Source organism: Streptomyces sp. MJM8645 (assembly GCF_001625365.1).
GTDB lineage: Bacteria > Actinomycetota > Actinomycetes > Streptomycetales > Streptomycetaceae > Kitasatospora.
Map to the genome: position 1 here is coordinate 315488 of NZ_LJJF01000002.1, position 19663 is coordinate 335150.

A 19663-nucleotide genomic window follows, 5' to 3' on the forward strand; every position below is an offset into this window, starting at 1 on the left:
GACGCCGGTGCCAGAAGGTCGGCCGGCGGGGAAGCAAGCAGGTGGCCTGGCTCGTCCACTACGGGCAGACCGCGCGCCTGGCCGCCGACACCAGCGGCGCGCATGAGAGTGACTCTGCGTAACGGCTCAAGTGGACATCAGATAGATCGTGTGCAGATAATGCTATCGGGGAGTGGGCGGGTTCGAGGTCGCTCCGAAAGAACCTCGTTCGGGCCGCACAGCACCGCGCGCCGCAGATCGAGGTCGTGCTGCCGAATGTGGACGCGGAGTCAGGCCCTCCCTATGCGTTCAGTTCACCAGCCAGGGCGAAGGGAACCCAGTGACGCACAGTAACGGTAACCAATGCACCGAGCAGGCCATTGAGGCCCGCTACCAGAACTCGTTCGGCCGGGCCGCCGGGTACCTTCCGCCGGACCGGGCCGTCGTCCACGCCTGGCTGGACGAACTCGGCGGGTACGTCGAGCGGCAGCAGGCACAGGGCGCCATCGTCCGGCACAACTCGGTGGCCGAGCTGGCGAGGCTGATCGACCGGGATCCCGTGGTGCGGATGTACGTGAGCCTGATGATCGAGCAGGCTGCGGAGAGCTGGAAGGGCAAGGTGCGCGACATTCCCGACCTGCTCGACCACCTCGACGCCATCGTCACCTGGGCCCCGCGCTACACCGACAAGATCCACTTTCCGATGTCCGCCCTGTTCGTCGACATGATGTACACGCCGGCCGGAGAGGCCGTCTTCCGCAACAGGGACCTCAACAGGGCGCTCGTGGGGATCCTGCGGGAGTGGTGCACGTACCTGGACAGCCCTGCCAGCCGCGAGGTGCTGACCACCGACCAGTGGCTGTCAGCGGATGCGAGGAAGGAGCTCAAGCTCGACGACTTCGAAGTCGATTTCACCCAGCCCTACGGTGGGCTGGCCTCGTTCAACGACTTCTTCCACCGGGAGGTCAGGCCCGGCAAACGCCCGGTCGCGGGCAGCACGGATCCCAAGGTCATCGTCGCCCCCAACGACGGCAGGGTGGTCAAGATCCAGGGGAACGTGCAGCGCACCGACGAGTTCTGGGTCAAGGGCCAGCGCTACTCCCTCTACGACATGCTGGACGGCAGCGATCTGACGGACGGCTTCGTCGGAGGCGACGTCTACCAGTCGTTCCTCTCCGGCGGCGACTACCACCGCTGGCACACCCCGGTCAGCGGTACGGTCATCAGCGCACGGGTGGTCGAGGGGCTGACGTTCACCGAACTCGAATCGGCGGGCCACGACGAGGATGCCGGCGTTCAGTCGCAGATCTACGAGGCCTCGGTCAACGCCCGCGCCCTGATCTTCGTCAAGAGCCCCGACCCCGTCGGCATCGTCTGCGTGATGCCCATCGGCATCACCGAGATCTCCTCGCTCACCATCGGGGTCACGCCGGGGCAGCACGTCGACAAGGGCGACGAGCTGGGATATTTCAGCTACGGCGGCTCCAGCATGGTCCTGGTCTTCCAGCCGGGTGCCGTAGCCGCCTTCGACGTGCCGGACAACACGACCGGAGACATGGAGAAGGGCCAGTGGTGCGCGGTCAACTCGCAGATCGCCCACACCCGTTGAGCTCAACGCCGTTGCGTTTGGCTGTTCGGCGGCTGGTCAAGTCCCTGACGACGAGGAGCGGGACCTCTGGTAGATCACTTGTGTCGAGCAAGATGATCAAGAACCAGGGGTCCCGCTGCACGCCGCCGCCGGCAAACGCAACGGCGTTGGTCTCCGGCTGCTGAATCGATCACCTGCTCGGGCTGCCCATCACGCCTTGGGCGACTTGTAGATGGTGGCGGCCATCGCTCCCAGTTGCTTGTTGGCCTTGAGCGCGAGGTCGATGGCATCGCTCACGGAGTCACTGGGCACCGGAATGTTGTTCACGTAGATCGCGAAGGCGTAGCGGCGGCCGTCCTTCGCATCGATATAGCCTGCGAGCGCCTTCGTGCCGAGAGCCAGCTTGCCCTGGTAGGAACTGACCAGGGTGCCAGTCTTCGCACGGATGTGTCCTGCGGCGGGATCGGTGCGCTCGATGACGTCGGCAAGCGAACCGTCGACGCCCATGCTCGGCATGGAGTCGTAGAAGACGTCGAAGTCGTCCTGTCGTGCCAGGTGCCGCAGCAGCGCCACCTGGGCAGTCGGCGTCGCCTTGTCGCCGGGGAGGCCCTGGGCATCGACGAGGCTCACCGAATTCGGATCCACACCTGAGTGAGCGAGGAACTCCTTCTCGATCTTCATGCCGTCCGCATAGGTTCGTTGCCCGTTGTGTGCTGCCATCAGCGGCGGCAGAAGGTTCGCCCCGAGATTGTGGCTGACCTTGTTGATCAGCTTTGCGTACTCCTTGAAGGGCGGAGAAGTGTAGGTCGCCGATACGGGCAGCGAGCTCACTTCCGCCGACGGAGGAAGCTTGCTGTCGGGGTTCGCTCCCAGCGAGGGGGCGGATACGTTGACACCGTTTCTGGCGAGTGCCTCGATGAGGACGGTACGGGCGAACGCCGCCGGGTCGGGAACCTGGTAGGTCGTCACGAAGGGAGCCTTCACGTCCGCGGGCACGGAACCTCGGACCCGGATATGACCAGGACTCACGCTTTCGGTCGTCACCGTCGGCTTGCTTCCGGCGGGTGTGGTCGTCACCTGCGCGTCGACGCCGAAGGCGGCCGTCTTCGGGCGCCAGTCGACCTTGGCCGGCTCGCCGGGCGCGCCCGGCGTGATGAGCACGTCGATCAGGTTGTCGTTGACGATGGTCGGAGTGACCGGCACCCCGCCGATCGACACCGGATCCCAGAGTCGGTTGTCGATCACCACGTCGCCGTCGACATGGCGGACTCCACTGGCCGCGACCTGTCGAGCCAGCTCGTTGACACCCGCCAGCGGATCCTCTTCGGTGATGGTCGCCATGCCGGGTACGGCGTTGGCGTCGTAGTGGTCGAAGTCGGGGACGTCCAGTCCGCCTGACGCGGTGGTCCGCCCGCCGAGTGCCAGATCGCCGCTCCCGACCAGGATGAGATCGCCGGAGAGCCGCCCGTCCGCGGAGACCGTACCCGAATGCACCACGGGCGTACGGAAGCGATGGTCGTCACCCAGGACATCGAGCGCAGCACTGACCGCGAAGGTCTTGGCCGTCGAACCGGTCATGAACTGGGAATCGGCGCCCTTGGATTGGACGACCTTCCCCGTCTGCAGATCGGCGACCTGCAGGCCCCACTGGCCCGACGACCACGGCGCGGCACTCATGAGCTTCTGCAGGTCGGCGCTTACCCGTGTGACACCCGGTGCCGGAGAGGCTGAGTTGTCCGTGGAGTTGTGGGAGCACGCCGTCATCGCCACGGCAGCCGTCATCGAAGCGGCGAGCGCCAGGGCTGTACGCCGCCGTACCCGAGGTGTCTTGATTCCGGAGAGGGAGTTGCTTGAGAGGGAGTTGCTTGACATTCGTTCTTTCCTGTTCGACTTTCGCGCTCGATCGAACGCTTCCGGCCTGGTTGCTGCGCGGCGGCTAGGACTTCCCGCCCTTGCCGATGGCGATGCTGCCGTTGCGGGTCCGGACGGCCACGGAATGGCCGCTCGCGTCGTCCTTCGCGACGTTCACGGTGACGTCGCCCTTCTTCGCGGCCGTGCGGACCGCGTACTTCGATTCCGGCAGGCCCAGCTCGACGTTGCCGTCCCTGCTCTGCACGTCGACCAGGTCGGGCACGGCGGCCAGGCCCAGGTCGACGTTGCCGTTCCGCGACGTGACGCTGACGGACCGGGCGGAGATCCCGTCGCCCTTGATGCTTCCGTCGCCGCCTTCCAGGGCCAGCTTGGCTCCGTGGAGGTCCGACAACCGGACGTCGCCGCCGGCGGTCCTGGCCGAGAAGTCCGCGGTGAAGCCGGTGGCCTCGATGCGCCCCTTGCCGCTCTCGGCGGTGACGGCGACGGCGCGCGGCACCTTCACGGTGTACTTCGCGCTGCAGCCCACCGAGATCCCCGTGCAGTCCAGCGAGAGTGTGAGCGTGCCCCCTTCGAGCTGCCAGCCGGACCCCACCTCCCCGCCGACCTTCCTGCCGCTGACCCGTCGTTCCACCTGAACGCCCTCGATGTCGGCGGCCACCAGCGCGAGGTCGGCGGAACCGGAGTTGACGGTCAGGCTGCCACCGGCGAAGTCGAAGGACTTCGATTCCACGGTCGCGTCGGCCGATGCGCCGTCCGTGGTGCAGGCCGTGGCGGCGAGGCCGAGGAGCGCGGCTGCGCCGAAGGCGAGAAGCGTGCGCGTGGTCGGTTTCATCGAAATTCTTCCTTCGTCAACGAACATGGTGGTGTGGATTCCCGCACCCCGGTTCACGAGCGCAGCGCCCGGACCGCGACCGTGCGCGACACCCGGGCCGCCTGCAGGACCAGCGCGAGGCAGGTGGTGACCAGCGTCCCGGCGGCGAGCGCCCCGAGCGTGGCCCAGGGGAGGCCCGCCAGGACCCGGACGACGTCGATCCGGGCTCCCAGGGCGATGGTGAGACTCGACACGGCGACGAACAGCGCGCCGAAGACGATCGCCGTCCCCGCGTAGATCGCCCCCTCGTAGACGATCGACCGGGTGACCACCCCCGGCCGCGCACCGGCCACCGTCACGACGGAGGAGTCACGGGCGCGCTCCCGCCCGACGAGGGCGATCACGGCGAGGCCCCCGACCCAGGACACGACGAAGACCCAGCCCAGCACGACCAGGATGTTGTCCAGCCCGGCGCTGCCTCCGGGCATGACCTTCCCCATCACCATGAAGAGGCCGACGAACGACAGGGAGAGCGCGAAGGGCAGCACCGTGGTGACGCTCCTCGTCGCGCGGGCCCGGCACGACTGCACGGCAAGGTGCCAGGCGACGCCGCGCGAGGGCACCAGCGCCGTCCAGAGCTTCATCAGCGGGGTGAGCACCCACGGCCCCATCAGCAGCAGCAGGCAGAGGAGGAAGAGGTTCCCGGCGAACGCGAAGGCCGTCCGCTGGGCGAGCCCGCCCTTGAGTTCGAGGCCCAGGCCGGGGACCCACATCCCGACCACACCGGCGAGCAGGCACAGGGCGAGGCCACCGCGGGCTACGCCCGGCCGCGCCGGGGGATCGGAGAGGTCCCGGAAGGCGCGCATCTCCGGCGTCCTGGCGGCCCGCCGGGTGACGCCCCAGCCCCCGAGCAGGCACGGAACCAGTCCGAACAGCACGCTCACGCCGACGTACCAGAACCGGAACCCGACCGAGGCCCCGTGCAGTTCGAGACCCGTCCCCTTCCACTGCGCGAGGGCGACACCCGCGACCAGCAGGGCGAGCGGTGCGGCCAGCGCGCCGGCCACCGCGCCCAGCACCACCATCTCCGTCCGCAGGATGAACCTGACCCGGTGGCGCGGAATCCCGAGGATCACCCACAGGGCGTGCTCGCGCCGCTGGGTCGTCAGCGTCAGACCGACCGCGGAGGCGACGACGCCCACGGCGGCGAGCACGGTGAAGAAGACGATGTTGCCGCCGAGGGCGATCGACGCGGAGACCATCCGTGCGTCACCCGCCGCCCGCGCCGCCGAGACGGCGGTGAACATCGCGATGGCCGAGCCCGCCGAGCACGCCGCGCCGACCGTGGCGCACAGGAGCGTCCACCACCACATCGACGCCTGCAGGCGGATGTCCGACAGCACGAGCCGGATCACGACTCCTCCCCGCCCGCTTCGTCCGCCGACTGCGCCGCGAGGACGGCGTCGCCCACCGCGCGGGAGTCGCCACCGGGGATGACGGCGTGTACCCGCCCGGACCCCATCACCACGACCTGATCGGCCCGCGCGGCCGCATGAGGGTCGTGGGTGACCATGAGCACCGTGCTCCCCTGCGCGGGAAGCGCCTGCAGCCAGTCGAGCACCACATGACCCGACTTGAGGTCGAGCGCACCCGTCGGCTCGTCGGCGAAGACGATCCGCGGCTGGTTCGCCACCACCCGGGCCACCGCGACGCGCTGGCGCTCGCCACCGGAGAGGCGGTCGGGGCGTCGCCGCGCGTGCTTGGCGATGCCGAGCCGCGCCATGGCGTCCTCGACCCGCGCCCTGGGCACCCGGCGGCCGGCGAGCCGCGCCGGCAGGGCGATGTTGTCCTCGACCGTCAGCGAGCTGACGAGGTTGTACTCCTGGAAGACGAAGCCGATGTTCTCGCTGCGGAACGCGGCCTGCTTGCGGGGGCTGAGTGAGCGGACGTCCGTCCCGAGGATCTCGACGGACCCCGCGGTCGCCCGCTCCAGCCCGGCCGTGCAGAGCAGGAGCGTCGACTTGCCCGAACCGGAGGGGCCGACGACGGCGGTCAGCCGGCCTTCGGGAATCTCCAGGTCGATGTCGTGCAGGACGCGCGTCGTCTCGCCCCGGCGGCCGGGAATGGGGAATTCCGTCCGAAGGCCGCGCAAACGAATGCACGGCACGGGAGCGGTAGTGGAAACTGGCATGAATCAAGGAAAGCAGGGCCGGGCAGTGGAGTGCACGGGTTCCTGCACTGCTATTGGAGGTAGACTTGGATCTACCGCCTGACCGATCCGAACTGTGCGAAAATGTTGATCATGGCGCAGATTCGTGTTGCCCGGAGGCTGCTGACCGAATTCGTCGCAGTGGCCGCCTTTCCGATTCTCCTGATTTCCGTTCTCGCTGCGCCGGTCTCGGTTCCGGTGGTGGCCGAACTGGACCGCGCCAGGGCGCAGTGGTGCGGAGTCCGGACGATGCCGCTGCGACCCGCCGGCCGCAGCTGGCCGCAGTGGGTGGCCGGTCGGCTGCGGACACGGTCGGTGTGGAGGACCGACCTCCCCGTGTTCGTCACCGCCGCGCTCCTGTCCGCGCTCTCGCTGTTGGTGGGCTTCTTCGGATTCTTCGGCGCTCTGGCGCTGGTTTTCTCCCCCGTCCTCTGGGGTTTCGGCATCGCCGCGAAAGTCGGCCCGTTCACCCCGGCCGCCCTGTGGGAAACCCTCGTGGCGGTGCCTGCGGGAATCGCCCTCGGTGCGGTCACCGTGGGCGCGCTGGCCGGCATCTCCCTGCTCCGCGACCTGCTCCTGCGGGCCTTCTCGGGGAGCCGGAACCCCGACCTGCTCGCGAAACTGGAGGAAGTCCGCGCCAGCCGGGCCTCGCTGACGGCGGCCTTCGAGAACGAGCGCCGGCGCATCGAGCGTGACCTGCACGACGGCGCCCAGCAGGAACTCGTCGCCCTCGTCATGCGCCTGGGAATCCTGGAAGCCGCAGCGACGGCCACCGACCAGGAACGGATCGTCCAGCTGGCCCGCCAGGCCCAGGCCCAGGCGGAGCGCGCGCTCGAACGGCTGAGGGAGACGGTGCGCGACATCCACCCCAGCGAACTGAGCGATCTCGGTCTCATCGCCGCCGTCCGGGAACTGGTGGCCAGATCACCGTTGCAGGTCGAACTGACCAGCACCGGTACGGACGCCTGGCTCTCCTCGACGATCGCCACGGCCGTGTACTTCACGGTCTCCGAAGCCCTGACGAACATCGCCAAGCACGCGGGCGTCGGGAGCGCCCGGATCGAGATGCGGTGCACCGAGAGCGGCGTCCGCGTCCGGGTGGGCGACGACGGCGCCGGCGGCGCGCGGATCAGCACCGGATCCGGGCTCTCCGGGCTGCGTGAGCGGATGCGAAGCGTCGGTGGGAACCTCGAAATCATCAGCCCGCCGGGCGGCGGAACGGAGGTCGTGGCATCCGCCCCGGCCCAACCCCCGTGGTGACGGAATTCGACAGGGAAAAGCGATGGGAAATCGATTGTGAGAATCATCCTGGCGGACGACAGTCTGCTGATACGCGCCGGAATCCGGGAGATCCTGGTTTCCAGTGCCCACGACGTGATCCGCGAATGCGAGGACGCCGACGAACTGGTCGCCGCTGTCGACGACCTCGCCGCCGCCGGAGCCGCCCCCGACCTGGTGATCACGGATGTTCGCATGCCGCCCGGGAACACCGACGACGGACTCCGGGCCGCGATCGACATTCGGTCGCGGCACCAGGACCTGCCGGTACTGGTCCTCTCCGCCTACGTCACGGGCCCGTACGTGCGCGAACTCCTGAACGGCCCGGGCGCCGACGGGGCAGTCGGCTACCTGCTCAAGGAGAAGGTGGGCAGAGTGGCGGACTTCCTGCGGGCCGTCGAGACGGTCTCCGGCGGCGGAGTGGTGATCGACCCCGAGGTGGTTCGCCACGTCACCCGCGCCGACCCGCCGCGGGGCCCGCTCGCCCGGCTCACGGCCCGCGAACAGGAGGTGCTCGCTCTCATGGCCGAAGGCCGCTCCAACGCGGAGATCGCGGCAGAGCTGTTCCTCTCGGGCGCCGCCGTGGCCAAACACGTGGGGAACGTCTTCCTGAAACTCGGCATGCCCTCCGGCGAGGACAACCGCCGGGTGAAGGCCATCCTGACCTGGTTCGAATACAACTAGGACTTCAACGCCGTTGCGTTTGCCGGCCGCGGCGTGGTGCAAGTCCGTCTTCCATGACGTGGATCTCGACGGAAAGGGCGTGGGTCTGGGTGGTTTGCGGGTGTTCTCCTGCGTTCGGCCCGTACTTGCTCGTTGGGTTCTTGCGGCTGCGGGCCTTGACGCGCTGGCGCCGCGCGGTGGGCAGCAGGTTGTCCAGGACCATCCGGCCGATCGGTCCGAGCAAGGAGTCGGGTCCGGCGGCGTGTGTGCCGGTGGCGGTGGTGACCTGATCGGCGGCGTTGCCCGCTCCACCTTCGCCCTCAATGGCCATATTAAATGATTTCTATTGAGAATACCTCACACCCCATAAGCCTCTTTCGTCACTACACACTCAATCACCCCTCACAGGTAGCGGAATTTCGTCGAAGCACTCGACACCGTTCTTCAGGTATGGGACAGTCAATTTGAACCACCTGGTTTTGAGGAGCACGAGTTGCCCGTTTCCAGGAGATTGATCTCGCCCGATGGACACATCTGGGAAACCGACGAAATCACGGCCCACGTATTCGCCGCCACCGAACTCCTCGCACGCCGTGGCGTCGAACCCGGTTCGCGGGTGATGATGAGCGGGGCCAATTCCCCGGAATGGGTCGTCGCTCTGCTCGCGCTCATTCACCTCGACGCTTCGGTGGTCCTGGCCGATCATCGCGCCACCCCGTCACAGCGGTCGAAGATCCGCGCCCAGGCGCGCGTGGTGCTCGAAATCGGCGACGGTACGGGCCGCACCGCGGCGCCGCGCCCCGCTTCGAACACCGCGGCCGTGCCCGATGTCGCGAGCTGGGCACGGCGCCAGGACGCCGCGATCTCCTGGTCGTCGGGTACGACCGGCAGCCCCAAAGGCATCGTCCGCTCCGGCCGTTCGATTCTGGACAACCTCGCGCTCAGTGCGGAACGCATGGGGTACCGGCCCGACGACGTCTTCCTGCCCATCCTGCCGTACTCCCACCAGTACGGCCTGTCCCTGGTCCTCTGCTGGTGGCTGGGCGGAGGCACGCTCGTGGTCTACGGGCCGACCACGCGCCTGGACCGTGCGCTCGCGGTCGGCGTCGACCACGGCCTCTCCATCGTCGACGGAGCCCCGTCGACCTACTACAGCCTGCTCAACGTGCTCGACCGCCGCCCCGCCCTCGTGAACGCGCTGGAGACGGTACGAGCCTGGTGCGTGGGCGGCGCGCCGCTGGGGAGCAGCCTGGCGGCCCGGTTCCACGCCCGCACGGGCCGGCACCTGCTCGACGGCTACGGAGCGACCGAGGCCGGAAACATCGCGCTGGCGCCCCCGACCGATCCGGTCGGGTGCGGCACGCCGCTGCCCGGTGTGGTCGTCGAAGTCCACGACGACCACGGCAGGCCGCTTCCCCCCGGCCGGCTCGGCGAGCTCGTCGTCCGCAGTGACGGCCTGATGACCGGCCACCTCGGCACCGACGGTGAGATCGTTCCGGTTTCGAGTCCCGTTCACCGCACCGGCGACATCGGCCTGATCGACGATGCCGGCCGTGTCTTCCCGGTCGGGCGCAAGCACGCCGCGCACCGTGACGGCCACACGCTCTATCCCGACCACCTTGCCAAGCTGGCCGAGTCGGCCGGCGCGCAGACCGAGGTCGTCGCGGTCCCCGACGCACGTCTGGGCTGTCGTCTGGTGTTCGTGATCGCGGACCCGGACGCTCACGAGCCCGCGCACTGGAAACGGCTGCTGCGCCCTGTGCTCGCCCGCTACGAGCAGCCCGACCACATCGTCGTGCTTCCCTCGTTGCCCCTCACGAACACGGGAAAGCCCGACCGGGCCGTTCTGGAGAAGATCGCCATGAGCTCGCTGCCCGCATCGCCCAGGACGACCACCGACGTCACCGCATCCGACTCGACCGTCGGCTCGACCACCGGCTCGACCGTCGGTGCGACCGTCGGTGCGACCGGCTACCGCATCCCCTTCGCCGGCCGTGTCGACGCGCTGCGCGCAGTGCGCCAGTACGTGGCCGACAACGAGGACGCGGTGATGGGAATCCTCACCGAGATCTCGCCCCACCACACCGCCGGCGCGGAGATCCGTTCCTTCCTCGCCACCCTGGACGGAGCGGAGGAGGAGATCCGTCGCGTCCGGCCCGGCTGCGTGCCTCGGGTCGCGGTCTTCATGCCCTCCAACATGCCGCTCCATTCCTACGCGCTCTACATGCTCATAGCATCCCTTTACAGCGAAAGAATCACCTTTCGACCGTCCTCCGAGATCAAAAGCCAGGTGCAACACCTGCACGACCTGCTGGCACCGGTTCACGGCCTGCCCATCAGCCTTTCCGAGCTCAGTCAGCGCAAATTCGTGACAGGGCCGGTACGCGAGGCGGACCTTGTCGTCTTCACCGGCAATTACGTCAATGCCGAGACCGTCCGCGAGGGGCTGGCGGAAGACCAACTCCTCCTCTTCTTCGGTAACGGCATCAACCCCTTCGTGATCGCACCCGACGCCGATCTCACCCGCGCCGTGCACGACCTCACGAGGATCCGGCTCTACAACTCGGGCCAGGACTGTTTCGGTCCCGACGTCGTGTTCACGCCGAAGGGCCGCACCGAGGACTTCGTCGACCTGCTGTCCGCCGAACTGGCTTCGCTGCGATTCGGACGGAACGGCGACCCCGCCGCCGACTACGGCCCGATCTTCTACGACTCGGCGCTGGTGAACTGCTCGGGCTACCTGGTGCACCACGCACGTCGTATCCGGCACGGCGGGCGCATCGACCTGCCGTCCCGCAAGATCGAGCCGACCGTGCTGCTCTGGGGCTTCGACGACAAGATCCCCCTCGAAGAGATGTTCGCCCCGGTGTTCAACGTCGTGGCCTATCCCAGCGCGAGGCTGTTGCGTGAACGGCTGTCGAACCCCTACTTCAGCGAGCGCGCGCTGGGAGCGATGGTCTACGGGAACGATCCGGAGACGGTGGATGTGCTGGCCAGGCGTCACCAGACCTGTGTCGACCACACGCTGCTCGACGCCGAGGACGGCAACCGCCCGTTCGGCGGATTCGGGATGCGGGCGAACTACATCTCCTACGGCGGCGAGCGGCGCGCCGAACCGCTGCTCATGTCGCAGGCCGTGGCGCAGACCCTCCCGGCGGCTGCCCCCGTCACGGTGAGCGGGGAGTGACCCAGGTGAGCCAGCTGAGCAAGGTGACCCAGATGAGCAGACGGTACGCCGACGCGTGGTCCGCGATCGTCGACCTGCTGGTGGCCAACGGGGTGGACATCTGCTTCGGACTGCCCGGCGACGATCTGGAGCTGCTTCGCGCCCTCGACGCCGCCGGACTGGACCTCGTGCCGTGCCGTGACCAGCGCAACGCGATGTACATGGCGACCGGTTACGCGCTGCAGTCGGGCCGGCTCGCCGTATGCGCACTGGGCAAGGGCCCGGCTGTCACACACGCGGCCACGGGACTGCTCGAAGCGCGGGAGTCCGGTGCACCCGTCCTCGTGCTCGCCGCCGGCGTGCCCGAACGCCGCCGGGGCAGCGGCGGGTTCCAGGAACTCGACCAGGTCGCCGTGACAGCGCCGCTCGTGCGGTGGGCGCACCGGGTGGGGCATCCGGACCGGGTCGTCCCCGCGGCGGTGACGGCGCTGACCCGGGCTCTGGGCCCGCCGCCCGGACCGGTGTACCTGGAGGTGCCCGATGACGTCCGCACGGCCGAGATCCTCGTCACCGGAGCATGGCCGACGCTGCCCGAACCACTGGTCCTCGAGTCCGTTCCCGTGACGCCGGGGCCGGCCCTGGCGGCGATCCGCGAGAGCCGGCGTCCGGTGGTGCTGGTGGGCGGCGGAATGCGGCACCGCAACGGCGGCGGCGTGGTCGAGCGCTTCGCCGAACGCCTCGGCGCGGCGCTCTTCACCACCGCGTCCGGCCGCGGTGCCGTCGACGAGCACCACCCGCTGTTCTGCGGCGTGGCAGGCCTCTACGCCGCGGCCCCCGCCCGCGAACTGTGGTCGTCCTGCGACCTGGTGGTGTCGCTCGCCGGGCGACTCGAGGAGACGGTCGTCGAAGGCGGAACACCGTGGCCCCCGGTCGCGGTGGTGCAGGTCAACGTGGATCCGGGCGGCCTGTCGGCCGAGTTCGCGGGCCCGCGGGTGCTCGGGGACGCCCGGCACGCCGTGCTCGGCTGGTCGCGGGCGCTGGAGGAGGGCGGCGAGGCCGAACGCGCGGACGCGACCGAGGTGTGGGCGAACAGGATCGCCGACGCCCGCAAGGCCATGTCACGTGAGGTGGAGGCGGAACTGGCCCGCGCGGCGACGCTGCCGGGGATCCGCATCGCCGAGCTGCTCGCCGCGCTCGACGCCACCGCGGGCGAGCCCCGCGTGCTGGTCCAGGAGAACGGGCTGCAGGACATGTGGTCCTACGGCTTCCCCTTCCACGTCGGTGGCGGGTCCGTCGTGCCGTCGGAGCAGACCCCCTTGGGCTTCGGCGCGGCCGCGGCCATCGGGGTCAAGCGGGCCGCCCCGGGCCACCAGGTCACCGCGTTCATCGGGGACGGCGCATTCCTCGCGGCCCGCGCGGACATCGCCGTCACCGCTCCGGCCCACGGCGGCGTGCTGTACGTGGTGCTGTGCAACGGCGGCTACGGCTGGCTGGACGCCCAGCGCGCCCGCCTCGGGCTCGACGCCGAACACCACCCCTTCGCCCGCCCGGGCGCGCCGCCGCCCGTGGTGGACGGGCCGGACATCCACTGTCGAGTGCTGCGCGACAAGGCCGCGCTGACCGCTGAGCTTCTTGCCGCGCGACGGTTCTGCTCCCGGGGAGGCACGGCCGTGCTCATGGTGCCGGTAGCGCCCGACGACATCCTCCCCTGCATCCGCGACGCCGAGGTGGTTCCCCAGTGACGAACGCAGCCGAGGTGGTTCCCCAGTGACGAACGCAGGAGAGCGGGGCGGTGCCGGGCGCAGCCGGCCCCGGCGACAGGTGGTGGTCACCGGGTACGGGGCGGTGACGCCGCTCGGCCACAGTGTCGGCGAGACCTGGGCGGCGATGCTCGCCGGCCGCAGCGGCATCGCCACCGTGGACGCGATCGACGTGACCGGTCTCGGCGTCCGGATCGGCGGCCAGGTGCGCGGCTTCACACCCGGCCGCTACATGCCGCCGACGGTCAGCCGCCGCGCCGACCCGTACGCGCAGTACGCCCTCGCCGCGGCGCTGGAGGCGTGCGAGCACGCCGGACTCGTCGTCGACGACCGCCTGGCGCCGCGGGTCGCCGTGATCATCGGCAGTGGCTACGGCCCGGTCGGGGCGATCTACCGCGCCGCGAACACGCTGCGCGACAAGGGGCCGCGGGGCATCAGCCCGTTCACCCAGGTCACCACCGCCATGGACAGCGCAGCCTGCGAGATCAGCATGCGTCTCGGCACCCAGGGGCCCAGCCGGGCCCAGAGCACGGCGTGCGCCAGCGGCGCGGACGCGGTGGGCGCGGGGATGCGCATGATCGGCAACGGGGAGGCGGACGTCGTCCTGGTCGGCGGCGCCGACGCCTGCGTCACCACCGTCGACCTCGCGGGCAGCGGCAACGCCCGCGCGCTGTCCAGGCGCAACGACGACCCGACTGCGGCGTGCCGGCCGTTCGACGCGCACCGCGACGGGTTCGTGATGAGCGAGGGGGCCGCCGTGGTGGTGCTGGAGGCCGCCGAGGTGGCCGACCGGCGAGGGGCGACGGCTCTGGCCGAACTCGCGGGTTACGGAGCGAGTTCCGACGCTCATCACTGGACCGCCCCACATCCGCAGGGGCGGGGCGCGTGCCTCGCCGTCGAGGCGGCGCTGCGCGACGCGGGGATCACGGGGGCGGACGTGGACTACGTCAACGCGCACGGCACCGGAACGGTGCTGAACGACGCCACCGAGACGGCCGTCCTGCGCAAGGTGCTGGGTGATCGTGTCACCCGGATCCCGGTCAGCTCCACCAAGTCGATGACGGGGCACATGATCGGTGCCGCCGGAGCGGTCGAGCTCGTGGCCTCGATCCAGGTCCTGCGCACGGGTGACGTCCCACCGACCATCAACTGCGACGAGCCGATCGACCCGGACATCAACTTCGTGCCGCACCGGGCGCAGCACCACGAGCGGATGCGGATCGCTCTCAGCAACTCGTTCGGCTTCGGCGGCCACAATGCCGCTCTCGTGGTCCGAGCGGTGTGAGGGCCCGGCCGTGAACCGCCTCCCGGAGCCGACCCCGAGCGCCGCCGCCGTCACCCGCAGCGGGCCGCTGACCTGGGTCCAGCAGTGGCACTGGTTCGAACGCACCATTCCCGCAGCACGGCGGGTGAACCCGACGCCGCTCGCCGACCACTGCCACGTCCCGCCCCCGGCAACCCTCGCCGACGTCCACGTGGCGCTGGCCTCCCTCACCGCCCGTCACGAGGCGCTGCGCACCACGGTCGACCCGCTCCGCCCGATCCAGCACGTCCACCGCGCGGACTGGGCCCCGCTGCCGGTCGACCACCTCGACGTCCCGGCCGTCGATGCCGGCACCCTGGAGGCCGCCACCGCGGCGCTGGCCGCCCGCCCGATCGATCCCGAGCGGAATCCGCCCTGGCTCGCCAGGGTGCTGCTCGTGGCGGGAAGGCCGCGTGCGGTCCTGCTGGCCGCCCACCACGTGCTGATCGACGGTTGGGGGCTGGCGGTACTGATCAACCAGTTGCACGACCAACTGCACGATCAACTGCGCGGCGTCGGCGCGCCGGCGGAGGCGCCCGTGCACCCGCTCGACACGGTCGCCGCCCAGCCCCTGGAACGCGCCCGCGCGGCGGAGCGCGAGTGGCTCGCGCGGCGCGCGAGCAATCCGACCGGCGTGCTGGCACCGTTCGGCGGGGCCGACGACGGCGCCGGGCGCCACCGCCTCCAGCACCGCTCGGTGGGTGCGTACGACGATCTCCACCGCGTCGCCCGGCGCCATCGGGTCAGCCCGGAGGTCGTCGTGCTCGCGGCGCTGGCCCACGACGTCGTCGGCCGCACCGGTGAACACCGGTTCCTCGCGTCCGTGGTCGTCTCCAACCGGGCCCGGGCCGCTCTGCGCAACAGCGTCGGCGTCCGGGCCCTGACGGTTCCGGTGCAGATCGACCTCCGCCCGGGCGCGGCGTTCGGCGAGGTGGTCGCCTCGGTGGCCGCCGCCTCCGCCGCCGCCTACCGGCACGGTCAGTGGCGCCCCGCGGAACTGGTCGCCGCCGAGGCGCGGATGCACCGTCGCCTCGGTGTCGTGACCGTGCCCACCATCGAGTACAACTGCTACTCGTGGCCGCGCGACTACCTGGTCCCCGGGTACCCGGCCCCCGCGCACGACACTTTGCCGGACGCGTCCGCCACCTGGATCCGCAGCGCGCCCGACGAGCCCTGCGACACGCTCTACGTCGACCTCAGCCTCGACGCGGGGGCCGTCACCCTCGATGTCACCGTCGGGGACCACCTGCTCGACGCCGGGCAGGCCGTGGCGTTGCCCGTCCGTCTGTGCGCCTTCCTGCGCGCGCTCGCCGGCGGTGCCGAGTGCCCGGTTCCGGCGCGCCCGCTGACACCGGCCGCCTCCGGATGGTGGCGCGCCCCGCAGGGGTGGGTGTGCCCGGCCAAGGTCGAGGACGTGTTGCGCGGCCACCCCGGAGTGCTCGACGTGACGGTGGCGCCCAGCGGGGATGCCGCGGGGGAAGGCGAACCGCACCTCGTCGCACGCGCTCGCACCGCCCCCGGTGTCACCCCCGACGACTTGTACCGCCACGTCCTGGACCACCTCGACGAAGTGCCCGGCATCGCGGCCCCGGGCCGCTACGTCCTGTCCCCGGCCGGTCCCGGATCCGGCCGTCGGTCCGACCGGTCCCGCACCGCGATCACCTCCACCACCGGCACGGCAGCGCTGCGGATCCCGCCGCGCCCGCCCGCGACAGGCGCCGAACGGGCGCTGGCCGCCGCCGTGGCCGCCGCCGCACCCGGCGGTCCGCCGGACGGCTCCTCCGACAGCCCTGACGCGGTGGACATGAACCGTTGCCTCGCCGACCACGGAGTCACCCTGGTCGCCGTCCCTCGTCTGCTGGCGCTGCTCCACCGGTTCGGCTTCACCGGGATCGCGCCGGACGAACTGGCCGGAACGGCCTCGCTCGGCCACCTTGCCACCGCCCTGGAGCCCTCACCGCCCCGCGCCCATCGTGGAGGAGACACCTCGCCATGACCGCGTCCCGCACCGCTGGACCCTCCGCGGACCGCCTGGCCCCGTGGGCCTTCGCCGCCTTCGTCGAGGCGAACACCCACGACACGGCGTACCGCCCGCCGGTGGTGGACGGTCCGGTCGGGCCGACCATCGTCCGCAACGGCCGCGAGCTGGTGAACTTCGCCAGCATCAGCTTCCTCGATCTGGAGCGCCACGTCCCGGTACGGCGTCATTTCGCGGAGGGGGCGCTCGCCCACGGCCTGAGCACCAGCGGGTCCAGGATGACCCAGGGGATCTGCCGCCCGCACCAGGTGCTGGAGGCGACGATCGCCCGTCACACCGGCAAGGAACGAGCCATCAGCTTCGCCACGGGGCTCCTGGCCAACATCGGGTTCGTCCACGCCATGAGCAGTTCCGCGCACTTCGACGCCGGGATCGAGGTGCGCAACCACGACACCGTGTTCGTCGTCGACCGCGACGTCCACTGGAGCATCTGGAAGGGCCTCCAGGGACTTGACTACGGCCGCAACGTCCACGCGTTCCGGCACAACGACGTCTCCGACCTGGCACGCGTCCTGGACCGGGCCCGCACCCGCAAGACCGTGGTGATCGCCGAGAGCATCTACTCGGCCGACGGCACCATGGGGCCGATCGTGGAGATCCTCGACGAGTGCGACCGGCACGGCGCCGTCAGCATGATCGACGATGCGAACGGCTTCATGGTCTACGGACCCGAGAACCGCCCCTACGCCCGGGAGGCGGCCGCGATCCGGGAGCGGGCCGACTTCGTCATGGTGTCGCTGTCGAAGGCCATCGGTCTGGAAGGCGGCGCGATCGCCGGGCCGGCGGCGGCCATCGACGCCTTCGAACTGCTCTCCGGCACCTCGATGTTCACGGCTGCCATCCAGCCGCCGACCGCCTACGCCGCCGACCGCACGATCGACGTCCTCGCCGGCACTCCGGGGATCGTCGACGACTACCTGGCGCATGCCGCCCGCCTTCGCCAACAGATGCACGAGGCCGGCACGGCGACGACGCCGACCGAGTCGTACATGCTCTCGGTGCCGATCGGAAGCGACGCCGCCGCCCTGCAGATGCGGGAGTGGTTCGTCGAGGACGGCTACCTCGTCCCCGTCTTCTCCTACCCGGCCGTCTCACGCAACCAGGCGCTCCTGCGCCTGTTCCCGCACGCGGGCCACACCGAGGAGCAGCTGGACGGCTTCCTGCGCACCCTCCTCGCCTACCGACGACGCCTCGGGCTCTGACGTCCCCACCAAGGCCCGCCGCACCGGGGCCCGCCCCACCGGGGCTCCTCACCGACCGATGATCGACGCCGACCCCATCCCCATCCCCAGAGAGAGGAACCCGTGGTGGACTACATCGACATCCTCAACGCCATTGCCGAGATCGTCGAGGAGGTCCTCGGCATCGACTCCGCCGAGGTGAGCGCCGAGACGTCGTTCACCGACGACCTCGACGTCGACTCCCTGGCCATGATGGAGATCGCCGTGGCGGTCGAGGACAGGTTCGAGGTGAAGATCCCGGACGACCGGGTCACGGGGCTGAGGACCGTCGGCGACGCGGTGAACTACGTCGCCGAGCACCGGTGACCGCCGCCGGGACGGCTCTTCGATGGGGGCACCCACATCGCATAGTGACACCCGGCGCCGGACCCGCCGGCGTTGCCGGTGGGCCGCCGCCACGCCATGGCTGATGCCCCGTACCCGAGCCCCGGAGAGCCACCGATGACGACGGAGCCGACTGCCCCGCCCCTTCCGCGCGAACCGCTCGGCGATTCGCACCTGCGCCGCCTGATCGCGGGTCAAGGGCTGGCGGCCGTGGTCGATGCGCTGTTCATCGTCTGGCTCACGCTCTTCGTGCTCGACCTGTCGGAACCCGGAATCGCCACGGGGTTGGTTCTGGTGGCCGTGGCGCTGCCGCGAGCGGTGCTCCTGCCTCCTGCGGGAGTACTGGTCGACCGCCTCGGTCCCGCCCGTGTCGTGGCCGGCGCCGCCTGGCTCCGGGTCGCCGTCCTGCTCGCCCTCGGCGCCCTGGTCACCTTCACCTCACCGTCGTTGACGACGGTCGCGCTGCTCGGCGGGCTGCTCGGCGCCGCCGACGCCGCGTACTTCCCGGCGGCCCTGGCGTTGCTACCCGCCGTCGTGCCGACCGACAAGCTCTCCCGGGTCAACGGGCTGGTGCAGGGCGCGGAGTCGGGGGGCGACCTGGTCGGCCCGGCGGTGGCCGCCGGATGCATCGCCGCAGTCGGCTTCGCCGCGACGCTCGGTGGGATCGTGGCGATGGCCGCGTTGGCCGCCGTCGTCCTCAGCACGCTGATCCGGGTGGTACGGCGCGGCGAAGGTGCCGGGGTCGACGCCGGTCCGGCCGCCGTCGACGGCGAGCAGTTCAGCAGTGCGCGTGCCCTCGGCGTGGGCTTGGGATACGCCTGGCACGAACCACTGGTACGAGGGATGCTGGCCGCCATCGCCCTGATCAACATCGCGGTCGTGGGCCCCGTGCTGGTGGGCGGCGCCGTGCTCGCCGATCAACGCCTCGGCGGCGCGGGATCCCTGGGCGTCGTGCTCTCCGGTTTCGGTGCCGGCTCACTGGCCGGCTCACTGATGGCCGGGTGGCGGCCGCCCGCCCGGCGCGGCCGGACCGTGGTCGGCGGTGTCGCGGCGATCGGCGCAGGCATGGCCGCACTCGCCGCCGTCACCCACGTCGTCGCCGCAACCGCCGTCGTCTCGCTGATCGGCCTCGGATCCGGGTTCCTCGGAGTGGTCGTCGTGGCCACTCTGCAGGAGCGGGTGCCCGAGCAACTGCTGGGCCGAGTGCTCAGTCTCGTCGTGCTGGCCACGGTGGCGTTCGACCCGTTCTCCTACGTGATCGCCGGCGCCCTGCTCCCCTACGGCACGACGGCCCTGTTCCTGGTCTGCGGCAGCGCCGTCCTGGCGTGCGCCGGCCTGGTCGCCACGAGCCCGGCGATCCGCTCCCTGCGTTGACCGTGTCGATCACCGGTCATCCGCCGGTCACCGGGCCCTGCAGAGGCCCCCGTCGGC

The 19663-nt window shown here is 70.5% G+C and carries 15 protein-coding genes; 10 read left to right on the forward strand and 5 right to left on the reverse strand.

Annotated elements, in window-relative coordinates; translation table 11 throughout:
* The first annotated feature begins 319 nt into the window (after positions 1–319).
* Entirely contained in the window at positions 320–1588 is a 1269-nt protein-coding gene (locus A6F73_RS32295) for a phosphatidylserine decarboxylase family protein (RefSeq protein ID WP_079136447.1), read from the forward strand.
* 189 nt (positions 1589–1777) lie between these two features.
* Here the strand turns inward: A6F73_RS32295 and dacB are convergent, their stop codons facing one another.
* The 4 genes from dacB to A6F73_RS32315 all read right to left on the reverse strand — a co-directional run bounded on the left by dacB (position 1778) and on the right by A6F73_RS32315 (position 6441).
* Positions 1778–3439 carry a D-alanyl-D-alanine carboxypeptidase/D-alanyl-D-alanine-endopeptidase gene (dacB, locus tag A6F73_RS32300; protein WP_079136448.1) on the reverse strand — a complete coding sequence of 554 codons (1662 nt, stop codon included), beginning with the start codon at positions 3437–3439 and terminating at the stop codon, positions 1778–1780.
* 64 nt (positions 3440–3503) lie between these two features.
* Complete coding sequence (locus A6F73_RS32305; protein WP_244293780.1) at positions 3504–4298, reverse strand: DUF4097 family beta strand repeat-containing protein; 795 nt, start codon at positions 4296–4298, stop codon at positions 3504–3506.
* A 26-nt stretch (positions 4299–4324) separates the two neighbouring features.
* Complete coding sequence (locus tag A6F73_RS32310) at positions 4325–5665, reverse strand: ABC transporter permease (RefSeq protein ID WP_063351927.1); 1341 nt, start codon at positions 5663–5665, stop codon at positions 4325–4327.
* Positions 5662–6441, reverse strand: coding sequence for an ABC transporter ATP-binding protein (locus tag A6F73_RS32315; RefSeq protein WP_244293782.1), 780 nt, complete (start codon positions 6439–6441; stop codon positions 5662–5664). The genes A6F73_RS32310 and A6F73_RS32315 overlap by 4 nt, the downstream gene beginning before the upstream one ends.
* A gap of 267 nt (positions 6442–6708) precedes the next feature.
* Here A6F73_RS32315 and A6F73_RS32320 point away from each other — a divergent pair, with 267 nt between their 5' ends.
* Positions 6709–7719: a sensor histidine kinase gene (locus tag A6F73_RS32320; protein ID WP_079136450.1), complete on the forward strand. Its 1011-nt coding sequence runs from the start codon at positions 6709–6711 to the stop codon at positions 7717–7719.
* A gap of 36 nt (positions 7720–7755) precedes the next feature.
* A complete protein-coding gene (locus A6F73_RS32325; RefSeq protein WP_063351929.1) occupies positions 7756–8421 on the forward strand; it encodes a response regulator transcription factor in 666 nt (221 codons plus the stop codon).
* A gap of 4 nt (positions 8422–8425) precedes the next feature.
* Here the strand turns inward: A6F73_RS32325 and A6F73_RS41835 are convergent, their stop codons facing one another.
* A complete protein-coding gene (locus A6F73_RS41835; RefSeq protein WP_159398646.1) occupies positions 8426–8731 on the reverse strand; it encodes a hypothetical protein in 306 nt (101 codons plus the stop codon).
* A gap of 162 nt (positions 8732–8893) precedes the next feature.
* Here A6F73_RS41835 and A6F73_RS39820 point away from each other — a divergent pair, with 162 nt between their 5' ends.
* The 7 genes from A6F73_RS39820 to A6F73_RS32360 all read left to right on the forward strand — a co-directional run bounded on the left by A6F73_RS39820 (position 8894) and on the right by A6F73_RS32360 (position 19606).
* Positions 8894–11587, forward strand: coding sequence for an aldehyde dehydrogenase family protein (locus tag A6F73_RS39820; RefSeq protein WP_079136451.1), 2694 nt, complete (start codon positions 8894–8896; stop codon positions 11585–11587).
* A gap of 32 nt (positions 11588–11619) precedes the next feature.
* Positions 11620–13308 (forward strand): thiamine pyrophosphate-binding protein, encoded by a 1689-nt coding sequence (locus A6F73_RS32335; protein ID WP_063352701.1) that lies wholly within the window; start codon positions 11620–11622, stop codon positions 13306–13308.
* A 25-nt stretch (positions 13309–13333) separates the two neighbouring features.
* Complete coding sequence (fabF, locus tag A6F73_RS32340) at positions 13334–14611, forward strand: beta-ketoacyl-ACP synthase II (protein ID WP_208869228.1); 1278 nt, start codon at positions 13334–13336, stop codon at positions 14609–14611.
* Positions 14612–14621: 10 nt separating this feature from the next.
* Positions 14622–16625 carry a condensation domain-containing protein gene (locus tag A6F73_RS32345; protein WP_063351931.1) on the forward strand — a complete coding sequence of 668 codons (2004 nt, stop codon included), beginning with the start codon at positions 14622–14624 and terminating at the stop codon, positions 16623–16625.
* On the forward strand, positions 16622–17869 hold the full coding sequence (locus A6F73_RS32350; protein ID WP_063351932.1) for an aminotransferase class I/II-fold pyridoxal phosphate-dependent enzyme: 1248 nt from the start codon (positions 16622–16624) through the stop codon (positions 17867–17869). The genes A6F73_RS32345 and A6F73_RS32350 overlap by 4 nt, the downstream gene beginning before the upstream one ends.
* Before the next feature lie 102 nt (positions 17870–17971).
* Positions 17972–18214, forward strand: coding sequence for an acyl carrier protein (locus A6F73_RS32355; protein ID WP_063351933.1), 243 nt, complete (start codon positions 17972–17974; stop codon positions 18212–18214).
* A gap of 135 nt (positions 18215–18349) precedes the next feature.
* Positions 18350–19606, forward strand: a complete 1257-nt coding sequence (locus tag A6F73_RS32360; protein ID WP_063351934.1) for an MFS transporter — start codon at positions 18350–18352, stop codon at positions 19604–19606.
* Positions 19607–19663 lie beyond the last annotated feature (57 nt).

Excerpts from the sequence above, each read along its gene's own strand:
- A6F73_RS32320 (WP_079136450.1), top strand. The coding sequence starts at position 6,709 with ATGCCGCTGCGACCCGCCGGCCGCAGCTGGCCGCAGTGGGTGGCCGGT.
- A6F73_RS32305 (WP_244293780.1), bottom strand. The coding sequence starts at position 4,298 with ATGTTCGTTGACGAAGGAAGAATTTCGATGAAACCGACCACGCGCACG.
- A6F73_RS32360 (WP_063351934.1), top strand. The coding sequence starts at position 18,350 with ATGACGACGGAGCCGACTGCCCCGCCCCTTCCGCGCGAACCGCTCGGC.
- A6F73_RS32315 (WP_244293782.1), bottom strand. The coding sequence starts at position 6,441 with ATGCCAGTTTCCACTACCGCTCCCGTGCCGTGCATTCGTTTGCGCGGC.
- A6F73_RS32350 (WP_063351932.1), top strand. The coding sequence starts at position 16,622 with ATGACCGCGTCCCGCACCGCTGGACCCTCCGCGGACCGCCTGGCCCCG.
- dacB (WP_079136448.1), bottom strand. The coding sequence starts at position 3,439 with ATGTCAAGCAACTCCCTCTCAAGCAACTCCCTCTCCGGAATCAAGACA.
- A6F73_RS41835 (WP_159398646.1), bottom strand. The coding sequence starts at position 8,731 with ATGGCCATTGAGGGCGAAGGTGGAGCGGGCAACGCCGCCGATCAGGTC.
- A6F73_RS32335 (WP_063352701.1), top strand. The coding sequence starts at position 11,620 with ATGAGCAGACGGTACGCCGACGCGTGGTCCGCGATCGTCGACCTGCTG.